The 21,603-nt window shown below is 57.9% G+C and carries 26 protein-coding genes and 1 riboswitch; of the genes, 6 read left to right on the forward strand and 20 right to left on the reverse strand.

Annotated features, from left to right (window positions below; all coding sequences use genetic code 11):
* The first annotated feature begins 5 nt into the window (after window positions 1-5).
* Window positions 6-293, forward strand: coding sequence for a cytochrome C oxidase subunit IV family protein (locus tag ACR0DK_RS18590; protein ID WP_480737558.1), 288 nt, complete (start codon window positions 6-8; stop codon window positions 291-293).
* Between the two features lie 61 nt (window positions 294-354).
* Here the strand turns inward: ACR0DK_RS18590 and hemA are convergent, their stop codons facing one another.
* Window positions 355-1,578 carry a 5-aminolevulinate synthase gene (gene hemA, locus ACR0DK_RS18595; RefSeq protein ID WP_480737560.1) on the reverse strand — a complete coding sequence of 408 codons (1,224 nt, stop codon included), beginning with the start codon at window positions 1,576-1,578 and terminating at the stop codon, window positions 355-357.
* A gap of 185 nt (window positions 1,579-1,763) precedes the next feature.
* Here hemA and ACR0DK_RS18600 point away from each other — a divergent pair, with 185 nt between their 5' ends.
* Complete coding sequence (locus tag ACR0DK_RS18600) at window positions 1,764-2,465, forward strand: Crp/Fnr family transcriptional regulator (RefSeq protein WP_170398170.1); 702 nt, start codon at window positions 1,764-1,766, stop codon at window positions 2,463-2,465.
* A 33-nt stretch (window positions 2,466-2,498) separates the two neighbouring features.
* On the opposite strand, the gene ACR0DK_RS18605 is transcribed toward ACR0DK_RS18600, so the two are convergent.
* The 14 genes from ACR0DK_RS18605 to ACR0DK_RS18670 all read right to left on the reverse strand — a co-directional run bounded on the left by ACR0DK_RS18605 (window position 2,499) and on the right by ACR0DK_RS18670 (window position 14,374).
* Entirely contained in the window at window positions 2,499-2,756 is a 258-nt protein-coding gene (locus ACR0DK_RS18605; RefSeq protein ID WP_170408114.1) for a hypothetical protein, read from the reverse strand.
* Between the two features lies 1 nt (window position 2,757).
* Window positions 2,758-3,462, reverse strand: coding sequence for a NapC/NirT family cytochrome c (locus ACR0DK_RS18610; RefSeq protein WP_170398176.1), 705 nt, complete (start codon window positions 3,460-3,462; stop codon window positions 2,758-2,760).
* Between the two features lie 26 nt (window positions 3,463-3,488).
* Window positions 3,489-3,923 (reverse strand): nitrate reductase cytochrome c-type subunit, encoded by a 435-nt coding sequence (locus ACR0DK_RS18615; RefSeq protein WP_170398181.1) that lies wholly within the window; start codon window positions 3,921-3,923, stop codon window positions 3,489-3,491.
* A 12-nt stretch (window positions 3,924-3,935) separates the two neighbouring features.
* Window positions 3,936-4,847 (reverse strand): quinol dehydrogenase ferredoxin subunit NapH, encoded by a 912-nt coding sequence (gene napH / locus ACR0DK_RS18620; protein WP_480737563.1) that lies wholly within the window; start codon window positions 4,845-4,847, stop codon window positions 3,936-3,938.
* Window positions 4,844-5,662 (reverse strand): ferredoxin-type protein NapG, encoded by an 819-nt coding sequence (gene napG, locus ACR0DK_RS18625; RefSeq protein ID WP_170737076.1) that lies wholly within the window; start codon window positions 5,660-5,662, stop codon window positions 4,844-4,846. The genes napH and napG overlap by 4 nt, the downstream gene beginning before the upstream one ends.
* A 27-nt stretch (window positions 5,663-5,689) precedes the next feature.
* Entirely contained in the window at window positions 5,690-8,182 is a 2,493-nt protein-coding gene (gene napA / locus ACR0DK_RS18630) for a nitrate reductase catalytic subunit NapA (RefSeq protein WP_170398190.1), read from the reverse strand.
* A gap of 17 nt (window positions 8,183-8,199) precedes the next feature.
* The gene (locus ACR0DK_RS18635) at window positions 8,200-8,472 is read right to left on the reverse strand and encodes a chaperone NapD (protein ID WP_170398193.1); all 273 of its coding nucleotides are present in this window, start codon (window positions 8,470-8,472) and stop codon (window positions 8,200-8,202) included.
* Window positions 8,469-8,978 carry a ferredoxin-type protein NapF gene (gene napF, locus ACR0DK_RS18640; RefSeq protein ID WP_480737566.1) on the reverse strand — a complete coding sequence of 170 codons (510 nt, stop codon included), beginning with the start codon at window positions 8,976-8,978 and terminating at the stop codon, window positions 8,469-8,471. The genes ACR0DK_RS18635 and napF overlap by 4 nt, the downstream gene beginning before the upstream one ends.
* 140 nt (window positions 8,979-9,118) lie before the next feature.
* Window positions 9,119-11,047 (reverse strand): 1-deoxy-D-xylulose-5-phosphate synthase, encoded by a 1,929-nt coding sequence (gene dxs, locus ACR0DK_RS18645; protein ID WP_170398198.1) that lies wholly within the window; start codon window positions 11,045-11,047, stop codon window positions 9,119-9,121.
* A gap of 14 nt (window positions 11,048-11,061) precedes the next feature.
* Entirely contained in the window at window positions 11,062-11,928 is an 867-nt protein-coding gene (locus tag ACR0DK_RS18650) for a polyprenyl synthetase family protein (RefSeq protein ID WP_170398201.1), read from the reverse strand.
* Window positions 11,929-12,171 carry an exodeoxyribonuclease VII small subunit gene (locus ACR0DK_RS18655; protein WP_010443127.1) on the reverse strand — a complete coding sequence of 81 codons (243 nt, stop codon included), beginning with the start codon at window positions 12,169-12,171 and terminating at the stop codon, window positions 11,929-11,931. It abuts the gene before it with no gap.
* Window positions 12,168-13,094, reverse strand: coding sequence for a histone deacetylase family protein (locus ACR0DK_RS18660; protein ID WP_223117371.1), 927 nt, complete (start codon window positions 13,092-13,094; stop codon window positions 12,168-12,170). Before ACR0DK_RS18660 ends, ACR0DK_RS18655 begins: the two co-directional genes overlap by 4 nt.
* Window positions 13,095-13,163: 69 nt before the next feature.
* Entirely contained in the window at window positions 13,164-13,865 is a 702-nt protein-coding gene (locus ACR0DK_RS18665; RefSeq protein ID WP_170513633.1) for a response regulator, read from the reverse strand.
* A complete protein-coding gene (locus ACR0DK_RS18670; protein ID WP_170398209.1) occupies window positions 13,862-14,374 on the reverse strand; it encodes a MarR family winged helix-turn-helix transcriptional regulator in 513 nt (170 codons plus the stop codon). Before ACR0DK_RS18670 ends, ACR0DK_RS18665 begins: the two co-directional genes overlap by 4 nt.
* 158 nt (window positions 14,375-14,532) lie before the next feature.
* Here ACR0DK_RS18670 and ACR0DK_RS18675 point away from each other — a divergent pair, with 158 nt between their 5' ends.
* The 4 genes from ACR0DK_RS18675 (at window position 14,533) to ACR0DK_RS18690 (ending at window position 17,421) form a co-directional block, all read left to right on the forward strand.
* Complete coding sequence (locus tag ACR0DK_RS18675; RefSeq protein ID WP_170398212.1) at window positions 14,533-15,399, forward strand: branched-chain amino acid aminotransferase; 867 nt, start codon at window positions 14,533-14,535, stop codon at window positions 15,397-15,399.
* Between the two features lie 116 nt (window positions 15,400-15,515).
* Entirely contained in the window at window positions 15,516-16,466 is a 951-nt protein-coding gene (locus ACR0DK_RS18680; RefSeq protein WP_170408132.1) for an AraC family transcriptional regulator, read from the forward strand.
* 111 nt (window positions 16,467-16,577) lie between these two features.
* The gene (locus ACR0DK_RS18685) at window positions 16,578-16,943 is read left to right on the forward strand and encodes an SPW repeat domain-containing protein (protein WP_170398218.1); all 366 of its coding nucleotides are present in this window, start codon (window positions 16,578-16,580) and stop codon (window positions 16,941-16,943) included.
* Window positions 16,944-17,211: 268 nt separating this feature from the next.
* Entirely contained in the window at window positions 17,212-17,421 is a 210-nt protein-coding gene (locus tag ACR0DK_RS18690; protein WP_170398221.1) for a hypothetical protein, read from the forward strand.
* Here ACR0DK_RS18690 and cobO read toward each other — a convergent pair.
* The 5 genes from cobO to ACR0DK_RS18715 form a co-directional block, all read right to left on the reverse strand.
* Window positions 17,418-18,017 (reverse strand): cob(I)yrinic acid a,c-diamide adenosyltransferase, encoded by a 600-nt coding sequence (gene cobO / locus ACR0DK_RS18695; RefSeq protein WP_170625409.1) that lies wholly within the window; start codon window positions 18,015-18,017, stop codon window positions 17,418-17,420. The genes ACR0DK_RS18690 and cobO overlap by 4 nt on opposite strands.
* Before the next feature lie 58 nt (window positions 18,018-18,075).
* On the reverse strand, window positions 18,076-19,011 hold the full coding sequence (locus tag ACR0DK_RS18700) for a DMT family transporter (RefSeq protein ID WP_170398226.1): 936 nt from the start codon (window positions 19,009-19,011) through the stop codon (window positions 18,076-18,078).
* Between the two features lie 54 nt (window positions 19,012-19,065).
* Window positions 19,066-19,728 (reverse strand): HD domain-containing protein, encoded by a 663-nt coding sequence (locus tag ACR0DK_RS18705; protein WP_480737572.1) that lies wholly within the window; start codon window positions 19,726-19,728, stop codon window positions 19,066-19,068.
* Window positions 19,712-20,812, reverse strand: a complete 1,101-nt coding sequence (gene aroC, locus ACR0DK_RS18710; RefSeq protein ID WP_480737573.1) for a chorismate synthase — start codon at window positions 20,810-20,812, stop codon at window positions 19,712-19,714. Before aroC ends, ACR0DK_RS18705 begins: the two co-directional genes overlap by 17 nt.
* A gap of 111 nt (window positions 20,813-20,923) precedes the next feature.
* Window positions 20,924-21,364 (reverse strand): 6,7-dimethyl-8-ribityllumazine synthase, encoded by a 441-nt coding sequence (locus ACR0DK_RS18715; RefSeq protein ID WP_480707435.1) that lies wholly within the window; start codon window positions 21,362-21,364, stop codon window positions 20,924-20,926.
* 72 nt (window positions 21,365-21,436) lie between these two features.
* Window positions 21,437-21,583, reverse strand: a riboswitch (FMN riboswitch).
* Between the last annotated feature and the right edge of the window lie 20 nt (window positions 21,584-21,603).

Genomic DNA, 21,603 nt, shown 5'->3' on the forward strand with positions numbered 1-21,603 from the left:
TTCCGATGCCTGCAGCACCATCTTTTCCCAAATACTGGCGAAGGGCGCTCCATAATTCGCTCACACGTGCATGGCTGACCCTTTTGGTGCTCAGCGTCGCATCAGCACTGCTGACTGTGCTGCCCATCCCGCCATCCGTTCTGGCGGGGTGTATTCTGGTCCTCGCACTGGCGAAATGTCACGTTATCCTGGCTTGTTATCTTGATCTCGTAAACAGCCCGGCCTGGCTGCGAGGTTTCACCATGGTGCTGACGGGCTTTGCCATCATTGTCTTCGCCCTCTACCTGATCTGACTCAAAAAAAACGCCGCCTCCGGGGAGACGGCGAAGTATTACGCTAGGGGGCGCTTCTTGGTTACTGGGCTGCCATCGGCATGCGCGCAATCTGACAGCGTTGCCAGAGGGTGGACAGCGCGCCAACCAGATGCTCGATATCCTCATCCGTATGTACCGGAGACGGCGTGATCCGCAGACGCTCGGTCCCTTTAGGTACGGTGGGATAATTGATCGGCTGAATGTAGATGCCGAACTCTTCCAGCAGCGTGTCCGAGATAAACTTGCACTTCACCGGATCGCCAACCATCACCGGGATGATGTGGCTGGGGTTAGGAATATGAGGAATACCTTCCGCATCCAAACGGGCCCGAACCTGCGCTACACGGGCTTTCTGCAGGTCGCGTTCAGCATTCGATTGTTTCAGATGCCGGATCGAGGCCGCGGCCCCGGCCGCGATCGATGGTGGCAGGGCGGTGGTAAAAATAAACCCGCTGGCGAAGCTGCGCACGAAATCGCACAGCGCAGCCGATGCAGCGATATACCCGCCTACCACACCGAACGCTTTACCAAGCGTCCCTTCGATCACCGTCAGGCGATCCATGAGGCCTTCTCGTTCAGCGATACCACCGCCGCGTGGCCCATAGAGGCCAACGGCATGAACCTCATCCAGATAGGTCATCGCGCCGTATTTGTCGGCGAGATCGCAAATCTCTTTGATGGGGGCGATGTCACCATCCATCGAATAGACCGACTCGAACGCGATCAACTTCGGCGCATCGGGATCAGCTGCGGCCAGTTTCGCTTCAAGGTCATCCAGATCGTTGTGTTTCCAGATCACCTTCTGCGCCCGCGAGTGGCGGATGCCTTCGATCATCGAGGCATGGTTCAGTGCATCAGAGAATACGATCAGGCCGGGGATTTTCGCGGCGAGAGTGCCAAGGGCTGCCCAATTCGAAACATACCCGGAAGTAAACAGAAGCGCGGCTTCCTTTCCATGCAGATCGGCCAGTTCGGCCTCAAGCAGCACGTGGTCGTGAGTGGTGCCTGATATGTTTCGCGTGCCCCCGGCCCCCGCGCCGCAGCGATCCAATGCGTCATGCATTGCATCGATAACAGATGGGTGCTGACCCATGCCGAGATAGTCATTCGAACACCAGATCCGCACATTTCGCTGGATAGATCCATCCGTCTGACGCGCGTTCGGGAAAGAACCACAGCGACGTTGCAAGTCTATGAAAACACGATAGTTCCCTTCATCCCGAAGGTCACTGAGGCTTTGACTGAAATAACGCTCGTAGTCCATGTTACGTGCTCCCCGGAATACTGGCTTTGAGCCGAGAATAGGGCAGCGAACCAAGCCGCAACATGACAATAGTCAAGTTTAGGCAACATAAAACTATGGTGCACAACTGCCGGCTCTGGCATAGCGTGGAACAGGGATGGACCGACCGCGCCCATGCGCCGGCAGGAAATAACAGGGGTATTCTCTTGTCTCACGAAGCACAAAAAGCGATCGCACGTCAGTCGCTGCTGCTGCGCAGTTTACCGGAACAGCATGTGGAAACACTGCTGAGCCACGCGATCTGGCGTCAGTATGACCGTGGTGAGACAATATTCCTGCAGGAGGAAAAAGCGCAGGCTATCCACGTCGTGCTTGAGGGTTGGGTCAAGCTGTTCCGCATGACCCCCACCGGGGCCGAAGCCGTCGTGAGCGTCTTCAAACGTGGTGACAGCTTTGGTGAGGCCGTAGCTCTGCGTAACGTTCCCTATCCTGTATCCGCCGAGGCCGTATCGGCCTGTGATGTCATGCATATCCCCAGTCCGATCCTGATCTCATTGATGAGAGAGGACCCTGAGATCGGTATTTCTATTCTGGCCGCGACCTTTACCCATCTTCACTCGTTGGTGGCGCAGCTAGAGCAACTCAAGGCTCAGACCGGAGCGCAACGCGTGGCCGAGTTTTTGTTGAATCTCTGCGACAGCGACAAAGGCGGATGCGAGGTTTTGCTGCCCTACGACAAGATGCTCATCGCAGGCCGTCTGGGGATGAAGCCGGAAAGCCTGAGCCGGGCGTTTTCGCGGCTCAAGGCGGTGGGTGTGAAGATCAACCGCAACCACGCCGAAATCTCGGATATCGCGCTTTTGCGGGACTATGCGGAAAGCGATCCGGCGGAAAACTGGGGGCGGTGACCCCGGAATTGCCGCCGGGCCCGCCCAACCACTTCAGACGGTTGCGCCCTTGCGGCGAATGGCGGTGCCCAGACTTCCGGCGCAGAGACCAACGATAATTGCGATCAGCAGCGCTATCGTTCCAACGTGGGAAATCTGCCAACCGGCAAAGAGCAGAGGCGCGATTAGGCCAACCAATCCACCCATCAGTGCACCCAACCAGTATTGGCGCGTCATCATTCCCAGTGCCAGACCCAGAATGCCGGGCAGACCCAGTACGTTACCGCCGATGGTTCCAAGTATCTCTAACATCTCAGTCCCCACCTTGTTCCGAGCTTTTGTTCAGGAACGCGCGGATGTCGTCCCCTGATGCTGCAGCGTGTTCCTGCAGAACCTCACCATCTACCTCTTTCGCAATCTTCTCATACGTTTCCAAATAATTGGGTGGGAGACTGTGTGCGATGCCCTGGTGGCAATCGATGCAGGTCATGCCGGTGTCGATTGCGCGCTGGTGTTCGCTGGCTGCGCGGGTTTCCTGAAGGGTGAAGTCCATATAGTCAAAGTTGTGGCAGTTGCGGCATTCCCGGCTGTCGGATTCCTTCATCTTCTTCCATACGGCCGACGCCATGGAAAGACGATGGTCCTCATACTTCTCTTTCGTGCTGATCGTGCCTGCCAATTCGTGGTAGACGTCCTTCACGGCCATGATCTTGGCTTTGATCTTGTGGTTCCACTCGTCCGGGACGTGGCAATCGGAACAGATGGCCCGCACGCCGGAATCGTTATTGTAATGGACCGTTTCCCGATATTCGCCCAGATTGGTTTCCATCGTGTGGCAGGATACGCAGAACTCTTCCGTGTTGGTCAATTCCAGTGCCCAGTGGAACCCACCCCAGAACAGGATGCCTGCCAGAAACCCGGCCAGTAGTGTAAAGCCGACACTGAGGACGGCGATCGGGCTCCAGAACCAGGTCCAGAGGCGCCGGATGAGTCCTTGTTTTTCTTGGGAGTCGGACATGTCGCGCTCTCCTTTTCGACCTGTGTTCAATTTCCGGAGGAAGGTTCAAAAGTGTTATCGACCAGAGGCAGCGCATCGGCCTGTGGTACGTGGCACTGATTGCAGAAATACCGTGTGCCGGCGATCTGATCCAACTCTCGCCCTTCGCGGTCCAGATAGTGCGTCATCGACAGCGTTGGCGCATTGCGTTCACCAGCCTTGGTCCAGTCATGGCAGGAGAGGCACTGATTGGTACGCAGGTCGATCTGGTACTGTTCGATCGAATGTGGGATCAGCGGCGGCTGCTGGCGATAATTGCGCTGCATACGGCCTTCGACTGTCCGATGCACCTGATCCAGGACGGCGGGTTCATCGACTTCGGCACCGCGTAGGCTGTTAACTCCGGCAGACTGCGCGAGGGCCAGGCCACCGAGGAGCAGCGGCGGGATCAGGGCAAGGCCTACTAGGATCGGCTTTTTCATCTTCTCACTCCTTCAAAAAGGTCTTGAGGCGCGCGGCTGGGGCGCGGCGGTTGATTCCGGTGGCGCGACGGTCAGGGCGTCGAACCGATGGGTGAATTTGAAAACGTCTTCAGCGCAGACATCGATGCAGCGACCGCAATTGGTGCAGTCGGGCGACAGGATCAGCGGGTTGTCATTGCCTTTCAGCGCCGGAGAGATCACATGGTTTTCCGGGCAAACCGCGTAGCAGTCCATGCAATCGTCACAGGCGTTGCGATTGGCGGCGCTGACCCGCAGCATCGCCTTGCTGCCCACCAGTCCGTAGAATGCGCCTACGGGGCAGACATGGCCGCACCATCCATGGCGCGAGACAAGCAAGTCAAACAGGAAGATCGCGGCGACCATCGCCCAGACGAAGCCCATGCCAAAGATCAGTCCGCGATGCAGCATGGTGATCGGGTTGACCAGTTCCCATGCAATAACGCCGGTCAGGCCGGACACGACCAGCACAGTGGCCATGATCCACAGCCGCGTTCCGCGTTTGGGCTGCCAGCCTTTTTGCAGGCCCAGCTTGCGGTGTAGCCAGTGCGCGCCGTCGGTTACAGGGTTGATCGGGCAGACCCACGAGCAATAGACGCGGCCTCCGACCAGCGCGTAGGTCACCAGAACGATGACGGCACCAATGGCGGCGGTCAGCTCGGGCCAGTGCCCTGCGATCAGACTTTGCAGAAAGACAAACGGATCGGTAAGGGGCAGTACGCCTAGGGTCAGCGACCCGGCCAGAGTGCCCTGCACGACCCAGATGCCGAACCACGGGCCCAACAGGAACAGTACCAAGAAGAACAACTGGCTGGCGCGGCGCAGCAGCAGGTATTTATGGGCACTCAGCCAACCTTTGGCGGCGATAGCTTCATGCCCCAGCGGCATGTTTGTGCGGACGGTCATTGAGTGACCTCCGGCAATTTGAATCTGGGCTCAAACCCGCCCGGTGCGACAAGGTTATCGGTGCCCGGTCCCGGCAGGCGATCAGGCAAATCGATGATACCTTCGACGACGGGCGCGCCTTTGGCTTCTTTCTCTTCCCAGCCCTTGCGGTAGTGATCGGCGCTGCTGCCCCGAGCCAATCGGGCGGGAAGAACTTTGATCGCCGCTTCGGGCAGAACGCAGCTTTTCTCGCAAACGCCGCAGCCGGTGCAATGATCGGCGTGAACGGTTGGAATGAAGATTGCATGACTGCCCGAGCGGGCGTTGTGTTCGGTCTCCAGCGTAATGGCCTCGTCGATGACGGGGCAGACGCGGTAACAGACATCGCAGCGCAGGCCGAAGAAGTTCAGGCAGTTTTCCTGATCGACCAGAACGGCGACACCCATCTTGGCGTCGTCGATATTGTCCAGTCCGGGGTCCAGCGCCCCGGTCGGGCAGGCAGCGACGCAGGGGATGTCGTCACACATTTCGCAAGGGATATCGCGGGCGGTGAAATACGGCGTGCCGGTGGCCACCGCATCGACACCCAGCTCGGCCAGTTTCAGCGTGTCATAGGGACACTCTCGTACGCACAGACCACAGCGGATGCAGGCTGACAGAAAGTCTTTTTCCGGCAAGGCACCGGGGGGGCGCAACGCCTCGGCCGGCAACGCCCGTGCGTCCCGCGCCAGCCAGGCCAGCAAGGACCCGGCTGCTACGCAGCCACCCGCTGCGCGCGCCGAGTCCTGCAGGAACCGGCGCCGCTGCGGCGAAAGGGGTGTGCCAACACGAGACATGGGGACGACCTTTGCCTTGCCAGCCTTTTACGCGCGCTCGACCTTACAGGCGCATTTCTTGAAGTCGGTCTCTTTCGAGAGCGGGCAGGTCGCGTCCAAAGTCAGCTTGTTTGTCAACTGGCCTTCGTCGAACCATGGCATGAACACCAGGCCACGCGGCACTTTGTTCCGGCCTCGGGTTTCGACCCGGCTGTTAACTTCGCCGCGGCGGGTGGAAAGAACGATCTCCTGCCCGCGGCGCAGACCGCGGTCGCGCGCATCATCCGGGTGCATGTAGACAACGGCGGCGGGATAGGAGCGGTGCAGTTCGGGCACGCGGCGGGTCATCGAACCTGAATGCCAATGTTCCAGCACACGCCCGGTGCAGAGCCACAGGTTGAATTCCTCATCCGGTACCTCGGGGGCGGGTTCGTATGGCGCGAAGATGATCTTGGCCTTGCCGTCCTTATGGCCATAGAATTTCACGTCTTCGCCTTCAGGCACATATGGATCATAGCCTTCTCGGAAGCGGTACAGTGTTTCCTTGCCATCCACGACTGGCCAGCGCAGGCCACGCGCCTGGTGGTAGGTTTCGAATGGGGCCAGATCGTGCGCGTGGCCGCGCCCAAACTCGGCATATTCCTCGAACAGGCCCTTTTGCACGTAGTAGCCAAAGTGCTCGGACTCGTCGTTGTCGAATCCTTCTGCGGTCTCTGACAGCGGGAACTTGTCGATCGTGCCATTGGCGAACAGCACGTCATACATGGTCTTACCACGATGTTCTGGCATGGTTGCCAGCAGTTCCTCGCCCCAAACCTCTTCAACGGTGAAGCGTTTGGAGAATTCCATCAACTGCCACAGATCGGATTTCGCTTCGCCCGGAGCTTTGACCTGTTGCCGCCAGAATTGGGTGCGACGCTCGGCGTTGCCATAGGCGCCTTCCTTCTCGACCCACATGGCGGTAGGCAGGATCAGGTCAGCCGACAGGGCTGTTACAGTAGGATAGGGATCGGAGACGGCAATGAAGTTCTCCGGGTTGCGATAGCCGGGATAGCCTTCTTCGTTGATATTGGGCGCGGCCTGCATGTTGTTGGTGCACTGCACCCAATAGGCATTCAGATCGCCGTCCTTCAGCTTGCGGTGCTGCAAAACGGCGTGGAATCCGGGTTTGGGTGGGATGGTGCCCGCAGGAATTTTCCACGCGGTCTCGCAAATCTCGCGGTGTTTGTCGTTTGCCACAACCATATCAGCCGGCAGACGGTGAGCGAAGGTTCCGACCTCACGTGCCGTACCACAGGCCGAAGGTTGACCGGTCAGCGAGAAGGGCGAGTTTCCGGGTTCGGAAATCTTACCCACCAGCAGGTGCACATTGTACATCAGCGAGTTCACCCACGATCCGCGAGTGTGCTGGTTGAAGCCCATGGTCCACAGACTCATCACTTTGCGGTTGGGGTCGGCATATTGCTGGGCCAGACGCTCAAGCTGAGCGGCAGGAACACCGGAGAGTTCCGATGTGTATTCCAGCGTGTATTCCGATACCGCTTCTGCATATTCTTCGAAGCTGATCGGCTCCATCTTGCCAGAGTTTGGATTCTCTGCCTCTTCCTGCAGCGGGTTGTTATCGCGCAGTCCATAGCCAATATCGGTGGCGGTCTTGGTGATGTTGACGTGTTTGTTGACGAACTCTTCGTTCACCGCGCCGTTCTGGATAATGTAGTTGGCGATATAGTTCAGGATCGCCAGATCGGTCTGCGGCGCAAAGACCATTCCATTGTCTGCCAACTCGAACGAGCGGTGTTCATAGGTCGACAGTACATGCACTTCGGATCCCGGTTTGGTCAGACGTGTGTCGGTCAGGCGTGACCACAGAATCGGGTGCATCTCGGCCATGTTCGAGCCCCAGAGCACGAATGTGTCTGCGTGCTCGAAATCGTCATAGCAGCCCATTGGTTCATCAATGCCGAAGGTGCGCATGAAGCCGACAACCGCCGAGGCCATACAGTGGCGCGCGTTGGGGTCGATGTTGTTGGACCGGAAACCAGCCTTCATCATCTTGGCAGCAGCGTAGCCCTCCCAAACGGTCCACTGGCCCGAACCGAACATGCCAACGCTGGTCGGGCCTTTCTTGGCAAGGGCCTCTTTCCACTTGGCAGCCATGACGTCGAAGGCTTCGTCCCAGCTGACGGGTTCGAATTCACCGTTCTTGTCATATTCGCCGTTGGTTTTGCGCAGCATCGGTGTGGTCAGGCGGTCTTTGCCGTACATGATCTTGGACAGGAAATAGCCCTTGATACAGTTCAGACCGCGGTTCACCGGCGCATCCGGGTCGCCTTGCGTGGCGACCACGCGCCCGTCTTTGGTGCCAACCAGAACCGAGCATCCGGTGCCGCAGAACCGGCAGGCGGCTTTGTCCCAACGGATATCAGGGTTGCCGACCTGAGCGCTGGCTTGTCCGGTCGCAAGGGGAAGTCCTGCGGCTGATGCTGTCGCAGCGGCGGCGGTTGATTTCAAGAAGGTCCGGCGGGATTCAGAGATGGTCATGACATGGGTCTCCGGCTTTAGATCTGGCGAGAAGCGTTAAGGTGCGGACGGGTCTCCGCGAGGTCTTCGAAATGGTGGTAGGTCAGGGTCAGAGAGATCACACCCGGGATCTGGTGCAGATCCATGATCGTCTCGGACGCCATTTTTTCCGGCGTATCCTCGACCACAACAACAATGCGGCCATCCTCGGATGCTGCGTGAACTTCTGCCCCGTTTGTACCTGCAATCGCGGCCTGTGCACTCTGCTTGGTTTCGGGGGTTACATGGACGAGGCATCCACAGATATTCATAAGGCTACCTCCTGAGCGGGCGGGGTGTGGCGTTCAAAGGAGACAGAACCGGCAGGGCAGGCGCTGGCACAAGCGCCACAGCCGGTACAAATATCCGTGTCGAGTTGGGGTTCAGCACGACCACCGGTTTGCAGCCGAAAGCGGATCGCGTTGTGGTCGCAGACATCCTGACAAACCCGACAGCTGACACCATTCATCGACAGGCAAGAGGCCGACACCGCAGCGCGCCAAGGCCAATCAGCCACGTGTTCAGGATTCAGCGCCCCGGTCGGGCAAGCGTTGGCGCAATCGCCGCAAAAAGTGCAGGGGCCTGCATCCAATTGGACAACAGGCCAGCCTTGCGCGTCGAAACGGATGATATCTTCAGGGCAGGCCTCGCGGCATTCGTCGCATTGAGTGCAAAGCTCAAGAAACTCGGTCACCGCACCCGGTGGGTGGATGGCTGATGTATCCTCGCGCAGCACTTTCCCTTTCAGGAATGCGCGTCGGCTGGCTAGCTTGTTCATTCGCTCGCGACCTTTGAGTGATCGACAGGGGTTGGCCTGCCTGACTCGGGTGTTAGCGTAGCACAGCGTGTAAGGAATTGACCTAGATCATTTTTGAACTGCTTATTTTTTCAGCATCCAGGGGCGGCAACACCCGAATATCAGGCGCGTTTCTCACCGATTGTAGCAACGCCAAGAACCGAGAGAACCTTTGCCTCGATCTGTTCTGCGTTCATTCCTGCGACGGCGTACATATCCGCCGGGCTCGCCTGATCGATGAAGATATCCGGCAGCACCATCGAGCGATACTTCAACCCTTCGTCAAACACGCCCTCATCCGCAAGCAATTGTGCAACATGGCTGCCAAAGCCGCCGATGGCCCCTTCCTCGATGGAGATCAGTGCCTCGTGATTGGCAGCCAGATCAAGGATCAGGTCCCGATCCAGCGGTTTGGCAAAGCGTGCATCGGCGATGGTGGGCTTGATCCCGCGCGCCGATAGCGCCTCTGCTGCTTTCTGCACTTCGGCCAGCCGCGTACCGAAAGACAGCAGCGCCACCCGGGCACCTTTCTTGATCAACCGGCCCTTGCCGATCTCCAATACTTCTCCGCGCTCGGGCAGATCAACGCCCGCTCCTTCGCCGCGAGGATACCGGAAAGCGATCGGGCCATCGTCATGTGCCACCGCAGTGGCGACCATGTGCATCAATTCGGCCTCATCTGCAGCCGCCATGACAACCATACCCGGAAGGTTGGCCATGTAAGCAATATCAAACGACCCCGCATGGGTCGCACCGTCTGCCCCAACCAGACCCGCACGGTCGATGGCAAATCGCACCGGCAGGCGTTGGATCGCCACATCATGCACAACCTGATCATAGCCACGCTGCAGGAAGGTCGAATACATCGCACAGAATGGTTTCATGCCCCCGGCGGCCAGCGCAGCCGAGAAGGTCACGCCATGCTGTTCGGCAATCGCAACGTCGAAACAGCGCGACGGATAGCGCTCGGCAAACAGGTTCAGCCCGGTACCGTCCGGCATCGCGGCTGTAACCGCGACGATCTTGTCATCCCGCGCTGCTTCATCGACCAGTGTCTTGCCAAAGACCGAGGTATAGGAAGGCGCGTTCGAAGGCGCCTTTTTCTGCTCGCCCGTCACCACATCGAACTTGGCGGTCGCGTGACCCTTGTCGCGGGCCTGTTCGGCGGGGGCATACCCCTTGCCTTTCTTGGTCAACACATGGATCAGGATCGGTCCGCTTGCCTTCGCCTTGACCGCACGCAGAACCGGCAGCAACTGGTCCAGATCATGCCCGTCGATCGGGCCAAGATAGGAAAAGCCGAGCTCTTCAAATAGCGTCCCGCCCATGGCCATGCCCTTCAGCATATCCTTGGCGCGCTTTGCCCCTTCGCGGAAGGGTTCCGGCAGCAACGACACCGCACCTTTGGCAGCAGCTTTCAGATCGTGAAACGGTTCTTCGGCATAGATGCGCGATAGATAGTTCGATAGGGCACCCACCGGCGGTGCAATGCTCATCTCATTGTCATTGAGAATTACGATCAAGCGTTTCTTCAGGTGGCCTGCGTTGTTCATCGCCTCAAAGGCCATGCCGGCGGACATAGAGCCATCGCCGATCACAGCGATCGCATCGCCCAGCCCTTCAGGCGTAACGCCGCCCAGATCACGCGCGACAGCAAAGCCTAGCGCGGCACTGATCGAGGTACTGGAATGTGCAGCGCCGAATGGATCATAGGCGCTTTCACTGCGCTTGGTGAATCCGCTCAGGCCGTCTTTTGTGCGAAGGGTGCGAATTCGGTCCCGGCGTTCTGTCAGAATCTTGTGCGGATAACACTGGTGACCTACGTCCCAGATGATCTTGTCTCGTGGCGTGTCGAATACCGCGTGCAGCGCCGTGGTCAGCTCGACGACACCCAGACCCGCGCCCAGATGCCCTCCGGTCACCGAAACTGCTGAAATCGTCTCGGCCCGCAACTCATGTGCGACCTGATGCAACTGCGCATCTGAAAACTGCTTCAGATCCGCTGGGCGGCTCACAAGGTCCAACAAGGGCGTATTCGGGCGGTCAGACATTTGGCGTTCCTGGCTTAGCTGTCCCGGGCAATAACGAAGCGGGCAGCCTGCTTCAAGGTTTCTGCAGCGGGGCCATGTTCGTCCAGCGCAGCACAAGCCTGATCCACAAGCTCAATTGCACGGGATCTGGCGGCGTCCAGACCCAGTAGCGAGACAAAGGTCGCTTTGCCCGCCTCGGCGTCTTTCTGCAGCCGCTTTCCGGCCTTTTCGGCATCTCCTTCGACATCCAAAATGTCATCCGCGATCTGAAAGGCAAGCCCAAGCGCCTGGGCATATTGGCGCAAGGGGGTGGGATCGGCCTGCGCCAATCGCGCACCCGCACAGGCGGACCATTCGATCAACGCACCGGTCTTGCCCGCTTGCAGATGTGTAATCTCATCCAGTGTCAGCGGCTCCGCCGCCGTCTCAGCGGCGATATCCAGCGCCTGACCTAGAACCATACCCTGTGCGCCGCTCGCTTTTGCCAGCGTTAGAGCCAGTTCAGCGCGTATTTCAGCGTTTCCAACCTCTGGTCGAGCGCAAAGCTCAAACGCAAGTGTCTGCAGCGCATCCCCGGCCAGAACGGCGGTGCCCTCATCCCATTTCACGTGCACCGTCGGGCGTCCACGCCTCAGGTCGTCATCATCCATGCAAGGCAGGTCGTCATGGACCAGAGAGTATGCATGCAGCGCTTCGATACCTGTCGCTGGCCAGATTGCCCGAGCTGTATCGACGCCAAGCAACCGCGCGCTTTCCAATACCAGAAACCCTCGCAGACGCTTGCCGCCCTCGGTGGCATAGGCCATGGCCCGTGTCACATCCAGATCATCCAGCGCGCTCAGAACCAGATCGAAATGGCTCTGAATCAGCGTGGCATCCTGTGCCAGCTTTTCACGAAACATTTACTGACCTTCGACAGGCGTCGTCCCGGTTGGCTGGCCATCTGCGTCCAGAGTGATCGCGGCCACTTTTTCCTCAGCACGCTTCAGCTCATCTTCGCAGCGCTTCTTCAATGCGGCGCCACGTTCGTACAGCGCAATCGATTGATCCAGCGCCACATCACCACGTTCCAACTGGCCAACCACGGCCTCAAGCTCTTTCATCGCTTGTTCGAACGTCATCTGTTCAACTGGGGTATCGGTCATCGTGCTGCCTTTATCAGTTCTTCCACATGGGCGCGTGTCGCCTCGGCCAATGCGTTCAGATCATAACCGCCTTCCAGAGTCGAGACGATACGGCCATCACACACTTCATCGGCAATCTTGCACAGCTCCGCCGTGATCCAGGCGAAATCGCCAGTGGACCAATTGAGATTGGCCAACGGATCATCCTGATGCGCATCAAACCCAGCGGATATAATGATCAGTTCCGGCCTGAACGCCCGCAGACGCGGAAAGGCTTGCGCCTCATAGGCTGCCCGCATCTCGGCCCCACCCGTGCCCGGAGCCAGTGGTATGTTCAAAACGGTCTCATAAGCACCGGTCTCATCCGGGCGGCCCGAGCCCGGCCATAAGGGCATCTGCTGGCTGGTAATCACCAAAGCGCGTTTCTCATCCCACAGCAGGTCTTGCGTGCCATTGCCATGATGCACGTCGAAATCCACCACTGCCACGCGGTTCAACCCGTGATGATCCAACGCGTGCTTTGCAGCCAGCGCGGCATTCCCAAACAGGCAGAACCCCATGGCCGTCTCGGTCTCGGCATGATGCCCCGGAGGCCGAATAGCGCAAAACGCGTTCGGCGCTTCGCCGCCCAGAACTATATCAACGGCCCGCACGGCGGCACCTGCCGCACGATAGGCTGCATCAACAGATCCCGGAGACATGAACGTATCCCCATCAATCTGCTTGAACCCATCCGGGGGCCTATGGTCGAGAATATCGCTGATATGGTTCTGCGGATGCACCCTTAGCAGATCATCATCCGCCGCCAACGGCGCCGTCACACGCTGAAGATCCAGCCCCTCAAGCGCATGCAGGATATGCTCTAACCGCGCCACCCGTTCCGGATGTCCCTCAGGTGTCACATGGTTCAAACAATCTGCATGGGTCAATAGGGCGGTTTTCATCAGGATCCCATTTTCATCTGGCTAAAAATACCTTCGCCGAAGGCTTAAAATCGCCGCGTAGCGGCAAAATCAATCCGGTGCCAACATATACCCTGCACCCCGTACGGTCTGCAGATACCGGGGTTGCTTCGGATCTTGCTCAAGCTTACGACGCAAGCGGGTGATCTGTACGTCCACAGCGCGCTCCTGTGCCTGACCTTTGTCACGCCCTAGATCTTCGACCAGCTTGGCACGGCTGATCGGTTCGCCGGGTTGAGCCGAGAATATTTTCATCAACTGGCTTTCGGTCGCGGTTAGGCGCACCGGGTCTTCGCCCTGCCACATCTCACCGCGTTCGATATCATAGCGAATGGGCCCAAGATGTAGAATCTTCGCCGCCGTGTCCTGTGCAGGTGTCTCTGGCATCCGACGCAGAATGGCGTTGATCCTCAGCAGCAACTCTTTCGGCTCGAATGGCTTGGCCAGATAGTCATCCGCACCCGCCTCAAGCCCGGCAATCCGATGCTCGGTCTCGCCCTTGGCCGTCAAAAGCAGGATCGGGGTGGAATGGGTGTCGCGCAGGGATCGGGTCAGGCTAACGCCGTCTTCGCCGGGCATCATCACATCCAGTACAATCAAGTCGAAATCGAGCCCCGACAAAACCCGCCGTGCGTGCGCTGCATCCCGCGCCGCGGTTACAAGAAAACCGCTGCGCATCAGGAATTTCTTGAGCAAATCACGAATACGCTCGTCATCGTCGACGATCAGAAGATGGGCGTCCATTTCGCTCATGAAGTCGTATCCCGCAGTTTCGTATATGCACGACGCATATCAGCATCCATCATCGCTTCAAGCACTTTGCGAAACCCGGCCACCGCTTCGGGGCCCGCATCTTTGTAGGCCGCACGCATCCGGGCGCGCTGGGCGTCAGATAGTTTGGCCTCGAGTGCCTTTCCCTTATCCGTCAGAAATAGGTGGCGTTCTCGTTTGTCCACTGTCCCGACCCGGCTTTCGACCAACCCATCTTCAATCAGGCTGCGCAAGACGCGGTTCAGCGATTGCTTCGTGACACCCAATATGGCCAGCAAATTATTGACGGTTGTTCCCGGCGCACGGTTGATGAAGTGGATGGCCCGGTGATGCGCCCGGCCATAGGCCAATTCAGTCAGGATGCGATCAGGATCAGCGGTAAAACCTCGATAGGCAAAAAACATGGCCTCGATGCCCTGCCTCAGTTGTTCATCTGTCAGAAACAACAGGCTTTCTCCGCCAAAGACCGGGGCGGGACGGATGTCGGTCATGTTGGGCCTCATTCGCAATATAATCTGACTTTATGTCAGCCTTATTGACATTCCAAGAGCGCACAGGTATCGAATCGCAGTTTTTGCGCAACATTGTGTCCGATACGGACCTAAACGGCGCAACATTTGGAAATATCGACCGGTTCAGGAGGTTTCGCATGGCTGGATATGACGATCGCGACGGTGTCATCTGGATGGATGGCGAATTGGTGCCCTGGCGTGAGGCCAATGTGCACATCCTGTCCCACGCGATGCATTATGCGTCTTCGGTGTTCGAGGGTGAGCGCGCTTACAACGGCAAGATCTTCAAGAGCCGCGAACATTCCGAACGCCTGATCGCGTCGGCAGAGGCGCTGGATATGCCGATGCCATACTCGGTCGATGAGATCGAGGCCGCCAAGGAAGAAGCGCTCAAAGCCAGTGGTCTTCAAGATGCGTATGTACGTGCGCTGGTCTGGCGCGGTTCGGGCGAGGATATGGGTGTGGCGTCCGCCAAGAACCCGGTTCGGATGGCCATCGCTGTTTGGCCTTGGGGTGCCTATTACGGTGACGCTAAGATGCAAGGCGCCAAGTTGGACATTGCCGAGTGGAAACGACCCAGTCCGGAAACCATTCCAGTCCATGCCAAGGCAGCAGGTCTTTACATGATCTGCACCATTTCCAAACACAAAGCTGAGGCCAAAGGCTGCTCGGACGCTTTGTTCATGGATTATAATGGCAACGTCGCCGAGGCGACGGGGGCAAATGTCTTCTTCGTTAAGGATGGCGAAGTGCACACCCCGCTGGCCGATTGCTTCCTCAACGGCATCACTCGTCAGACGGTGATCCAGATGCTGAAAGACAAGGGCATCACTGTTCATGAACGTCGGATCCGTCCCGAGGAGATGGCCGATTTCGAGCAATGCTGGCTGACTGGCACTGCAGCCGAGGTTACACCTGTCGGGCAGATAGGCGATTATACCTTCGAGGTTGGCGATCTGACCCGCGAAATCGCCGAAGATTACGAGAAATTGGTCCGCGCGTAAGTTAACACCGTATTGAACCCCCGCTCAGGCGGGGGTTTTGATTGCAGATCATGCAAATATGCATGCAGATCGTTCGAAGGTATGGACGCTGCCGGGCCAAGCCGTATCGTTGGCTCATGTTAGATCTTCTCAGCGATATCCTTACACGCCTGTCTCTGCGTGGCACATTTTATTTCCGCACATCCTTTACTCCGCCGTTTGGGATACAGGTGCCGGGCTTCGAGAACGTGGCCCGGTTTCACTTTGTGCAACGCGGTGAATTGAAGGTGCACCTGCCAACAACCGGCGAGACCTTGCGGTTGCGGCAGGGTGATCTGATTCTTATTCCCCACGGTGCGCCGCATGCGCTGCTGTGTAATGAAGTCAAACCCTATGATGCCTTGCCCCTTGAGCGGGTGTTAGAGCTGTCAGGCTACAAAGGCGATGGTGTCCTGGTTTATGGCGGTGAGGAAGACGAGCGCGATACGCAACTGATTTGCGGACATTTCTCATTCACCGGGCCAGCCGGGCGAAACGGAACCGGTCATATGCTGATCGACCGGTTGCCACCTTTTATACTGATCGAGAATTACGGTGAAGAAGCGGGTGCCTGGATCGAGGCGACATTGCGTATGATCGGATCTGAAGTGTCCGGTGCTCGTATCGGCGGTGACCTGATCGCGCTGAAACTGTCCGAAGTGCTGTTTGCGCAAGCGATCCGGGCATACCTTGAACATCAAAGTCCTCATGATGCCGCGCTTGCCGGATTTGCCGATCCGCGCATCTCGCGGGCGCTGACAGCATTTCACCAGTCTCCGGCGCAGGAGTGGAGCGTTGCGATGCTCGCGCGAGAAGCAGCAATGTCACGCACCGCATTTGCGCAGCTTTTCTCACAAAAGATGGGGACTACCCCGATGCAGTACCTGACGGACTGGCGGATGCAGATCGCGTGCCATGGGTTGACCGAAAATCGCTGGAACGTTGCGGATGCCGCAGCAGAAGTGGGTTACGCGTCCGAGGCTGCGTTTTCACGCGTGTTCAAGAAGCAGGTCGGACTGTCGCCCGCCGCGTACCGTGCGATGCACTAATCGTACTGATCAATTGAACGATCTGCAATAAATGCAAAACGAACTGAGATGTTGCGTTCAATCGCGCGCCCCTAATCTTTGATCATCACTGATTGAAGAAAGGAAGTTCACATGTCCCTGCGTTTTGTCACCCGCTCTGTCCATGCCTATCTTGACTACCCGGTTGCGATTGCGCTGATGGTTTTGCCTTTTGTACTGGGGCTGGGCCAGTCCAACCCGCTGGCACTCTGGCTGTCCGTTGTGACCGGCATTGCAGCATTCGTACTGACCGTTCTGACAGACCATCACCTTGGGATTTGGCGGGTTCTGCCATACAAGTTCCACTTGGCTGTTGATCTGCTTGTCGGCGTCACGTTCCTGTTTGCGCCCAGCCTGTTTGGATTTTCTGGGCTTGATGCGTTGTTCTACTGGGTGAACGGGGCCGCAGTCGTTGTGGTTATCTCGCTCAGCGCGCCCGAACAGAGCGCTATTGTTTGAAGTGAGTCAGAACCGTAGCGATCAGCTGGGCCATGCGGGCATCCGGATGGCCTTTTTTTGTTTTAGACACTAATAAGGCCAAATTTGCCCAATGGGTCGCCCCTGTTGCATCAGATTTTCAGGCTTGAATTTTCCGACAAAAACCATCAGATATAGCGCAACGCCAGATGACACCATCAAGCAACTGGTTCCGGGGCGATCTGTGGGCTCAGCAAAAGCAGATGTGAAAGCCCGCCATCGCCCCGGGAACGACCAAAGGAGCCCGCGATTGCGTGATCGATTTGAAGAACTGATGGCCGATCCCTGCTGTGCATCGTGTGATTGCGACGCGCTAACCTCAGAAGTCGCGGCCTATCTCGATCACAAGACCTGCAACGCCGAGCGCTGCCGGGCGCTCGAAGAACGCTCAGCCGCAACGATGTACGCAGTCAGGCGCGATTCGATGCGCGCGCTGAATGAGGGTGGTGCGCGGGCCTAGAAATCCACACCACGTTGGGCTTTGATGCCGGCTTGGAACGGGTGTTTTTCTTCGGTCATCTCGGTTACCAGATCCGCATAGTCCCTGAGGGCTTGCGGGGCATCCCGGCCAGTCAGGAACACACTGGTTTTGTCTGATCGGGTCTGAAGCCCTTCAATAACAGTGTCTACTGAAAGGTATTCGTAGCGCAGGGCGATATTGATCTCGTCGAGGACAACCAGATCGTAGTCGCCGCTTTTCATCAGATCACAGGCCTTGTTGAAGGCCGAAGTCGCTGCCGCGATGTCGCGCTCGCGGTCCTGCGTATCCCAGGTAAACCCTTCGCCCATCGTGTGCCAGGTGACCAGATCGCGTCCCTCAAAGAACCTGCGCTCACCGGTTTTCCACTTGCCCTTGATGAACTGAACCACAGCCACTTTCTGGCCCCAGCCCAATGCCCGGATCACCACGCCAAATGCAGCCGAGGATTTTCCCTTGCCCTTACCTGTATTGATCAGCACCAGTCCCCGGCCGGGATCGACCGCTTCCGAGACTTTCTTGCGGTGCTTGGCTTGCACCTCTTGCATCTTTTCTTTGTGGTTCTGTGCGTCGCTCATCGGTAAACCTCATAGGTATATCGCGACCCAACCTAGGGAAAGATTGCGAAAGGTAAAGTCAGGCTTTGGGATCCGTTGCTGATCGCGCTTTGGTCCGATCAAGGCCAAGTTGTCGTTCACGCAGGATCACCACGACGTTGCCTGCAATCACCAACGCCGCGCCGCCCAGCATCACCAGGGTTGGCAACTCATCGAACCAGAAATAACCAATGACAATGGCGAACAGCATTGTGGTGTAGTCATAAGGTGCCAGCATTGACGCTTGTCCAAACTTGTAGGACGAGGTCACCAGAATCTGCGCCACTCCGCCGATCAGGCCGATTGTCACCAGCAATGCGGCTTGCTCCCATGTCGGGATAACCCAGCCCCAAAACACTGTGAGACCCGAAAGCAAGGTCGCTGTGAGAGAGAAATAGAACACGATTGCGGCGGGATGATCCACCTGTACCAGTTGGCGAATATGTATCTGCACAAAGGCACGGGCAACGGTTGCAGCCAGCACGCAAAGCGCACCTATTGTTGCGGCGGTTTCGGCAGTACCTGAACCCAGCCGGGGCCAGATCATGATCAGAACGCCGACAAGGCCAAGCGCGACGGCCCCGATACGAATCATTCGTATCCGCTCGCCCAACATGATTGCAGCCAGAATCAGCGTGAAGATCGGGGTTGCATATCCGATGGCGGTTACCTCGGGCAGCGGCAACAGGCTAAGACCAGTAAAGGTCAGCCCCATGGCCGAGGTTCCCAGAACCCCGCGCCAGAAATGGCCCATCGGCTTCTTGACGACAAAGCCGTGCACCAGCTCTCCTCGCCAGACAAGCCAGGCGATGATAACCGGAATCGCGAAAAGCGAGCGGAAAAACACCATCTCTCCCGGCGGGAAATCATCTGACAAAGCCTTGACCAATGCAGACATCGTCGTGAACAGCACGAGCGCACTGAGCTTGAGCGCCACGGCCAATGCCGGACGATGTGATGTTAAGGATTTCGCCATGGTCGCGAACCTGCGCCTTTGAGGCGGAAAGATCAACTGGCCAAAGTTGACGTATCAGAGATTGGACCAGTCTAGTGGAAGCTGAGCTCCAATTTCCTCTGACAGGTCCTTTAGAAACCTCATCATCCGCGCGGCTCGGTCCTGCGCGATGGCCCTGCCTTTTTCGGTCAGCATATCATTGGGTAAGCGCAGCAGTTTTATTTGCCAGTGATCGATTGAAAAAATCAGGTCATTCGGCAAACGGTTTTCGGCAAACGGATCTGACGGGTCATAAAGGGTGCGTCCCAGGGCGCCCGATACTGAAAAGTTGCGGGCGATACCGATAGCACCCAACGCATCCAGACGATCGGCATCCCGTAGTATTCGCGCCTCGGGTGTTTCGGGCGGGATGTTGGCCGAAAAGCTATGGGCGGCAATGGCGTGCTGAACAGCTTCCGTTTCGATGGCTGTATAGCCAAGGTCTGCAAGAATAGGCTCTGATTCAGCGGAGGATCGCATCGAGGCCAGATGCCGATCCGGATCATCTTTTGACAGGTTGATCAGATCATGCAGATAACACGCCGCCAGCAAGACACGCGGGTTGGCTTCATCATCCGCAATCGCCTGCGCATTAACCCAAACCCGATCCAGGTGCGCCAGATCATGCGCCGGATCCGTCTGCATCCGTTGCCTGACGACAGCGCGCAGCGAAGCGCGCAGATCAGCCAATCTGTCCACGGTTCTCGCCGATTTGACCACGATGCAGGAGCAGGTGATCGAGGATCACGCAAGCCATCATTGCCTCACCTACCGGAACGGCGCGGATGCCGACGCAGGGGTCGTGACGGCCTTTGGTAATGATCTCGGTCTCTTCGCCGGATTTGGTGATGGTCTTGCGGGTGGTCAGAATGGACGAGGTCGGCTTGACCGCAAAGCGCACCACAACATCCTGGCCGGTCGAAATGCCGCCCAGAATACCGCCTGCGTGGTTCGAGCTGTATTGAGGGCCGTCCTGTCCCATGAATATCTCGTCGGCGTTGGCCTCGCCAGTCAGTTCGGCGGCGTCCATGCCTTCACCGATTTCAACCCCTTTAACGGCGTTTATCGACATCATGGCTGCAGCCAGATCAGTGTCTAACTTGGCATAAACCGGCGCGCCGAGCCCCGCCGGAACGCCGCGCGCGACCACTTCGACCACTGCGCCGACCGAGTTGCCGGATTTGCGCAGGTCGTCCAGATAAGCGGCCCAATCTTCGGCTGCTTTGGCGTCGGGCGTCCAGAATGGATTCTGTTCGATCTGCGACCAGTCGAAATTGGCACGGTCGATCTTGCGCGGACCGATCTGGGTCATATAACCGGTGATTTGAACATTCGGAGCGATCTGTCTGATAGCCTCACGCGCGAGTCCTCCGGCCGCCACACGTGATGCCGTTTCCCTCGCCGAACTGCGCCCGCCGCCGCGATAGTCACGGATCCCGTACTTCTGCCAGTATGTGATGTCGGCGTGTCCCGGACGAAACTTGTCCATGATGTCGCCGTAGTCTTTCGAGCGCTGATCGGTGTTCTCGATCATCAACTGCACCGGTGTGCCTGTGGTTTGGCCTTCGAAAACACCAGACAGGATCTTCACCTGATCGGGTTCGCGCCGCTGTGTGGTGAATTTGTTCTGACCTGGTTTGCGCTTGTCCAGCCAATGCTGGATCATGCCTTCATCGATCGTGACGCCCGGAGGGCAGCCATCTATGGTCGCACCCAAAGCGGGTCCGTGGCTTTCACCCCAGGTGGTAACGCGGAAGAGGTGGCCAAAACTGTTCATCGACATGGGGCATGCTCCTTTGAGCGACGTGATTAGCGGGGAGTGCCTTGGTCCTCAAGCGGATTTGCATTTGCAGAGAAGCAAGCGCCGCCCTGTGGGCGGTGCGATTGGAATAAATCAGGCGGCTTGAGCCACCGCGGCGCGGGTTGCGTTGATCTTGAGCGCTGCATGAGCTGCCTCGCGCCCTTTTTCGATGAAATGCGCGCGATAGATGGCGTTGTGGTGATCCGTTTCCTGATACTGATGCGGTGTCAGCGAGACCGACAGGACCGGAACGCCTGAATCGAGCCCGGCCCGCATCAAGCCATCGACAACCGCTTGTGCGACGAAGTCATGCCGGTAGATGCCGCCATCCACTACAAAGGCAGCGCAGGCTACGGCGGCGTAGCGCCCCGTTTGCGCCAGGTCACGGGCCAGCAGGGGCATCTCGAAAGCGCCCGGAACGTCGAAGACATCAACCTGATCAGCTGGAATTAGTTCGAGAAACCCATCCAGCGCGCGATCCACGATATCTGAATGCCAGTTGGCTTTGACAAAAGCATAGCGGGTGTGTGTCATCATGATCTCCTTTCGTAACAGACACGTCACCCAAGGCGATCACGAGCAGGCACACCGCATTACCGGCGTGCTGCACGTTCTCTTTCATCCGGACTGTAACCGTCGGCTCTGGCTTCTCACCAGATCTGCTGACACCCCGGAGACCGGGGCCGCTCGCGGGCTTACGGGTCATGCCCGCATACCGCCGGTGGGGAATTTCGCCCCGCCCTGAGAACGAGTGGGACCTTGCCAAGGAGATA

The organism is Ruegeria sp. CE6, from assembly GCF_056537485.1.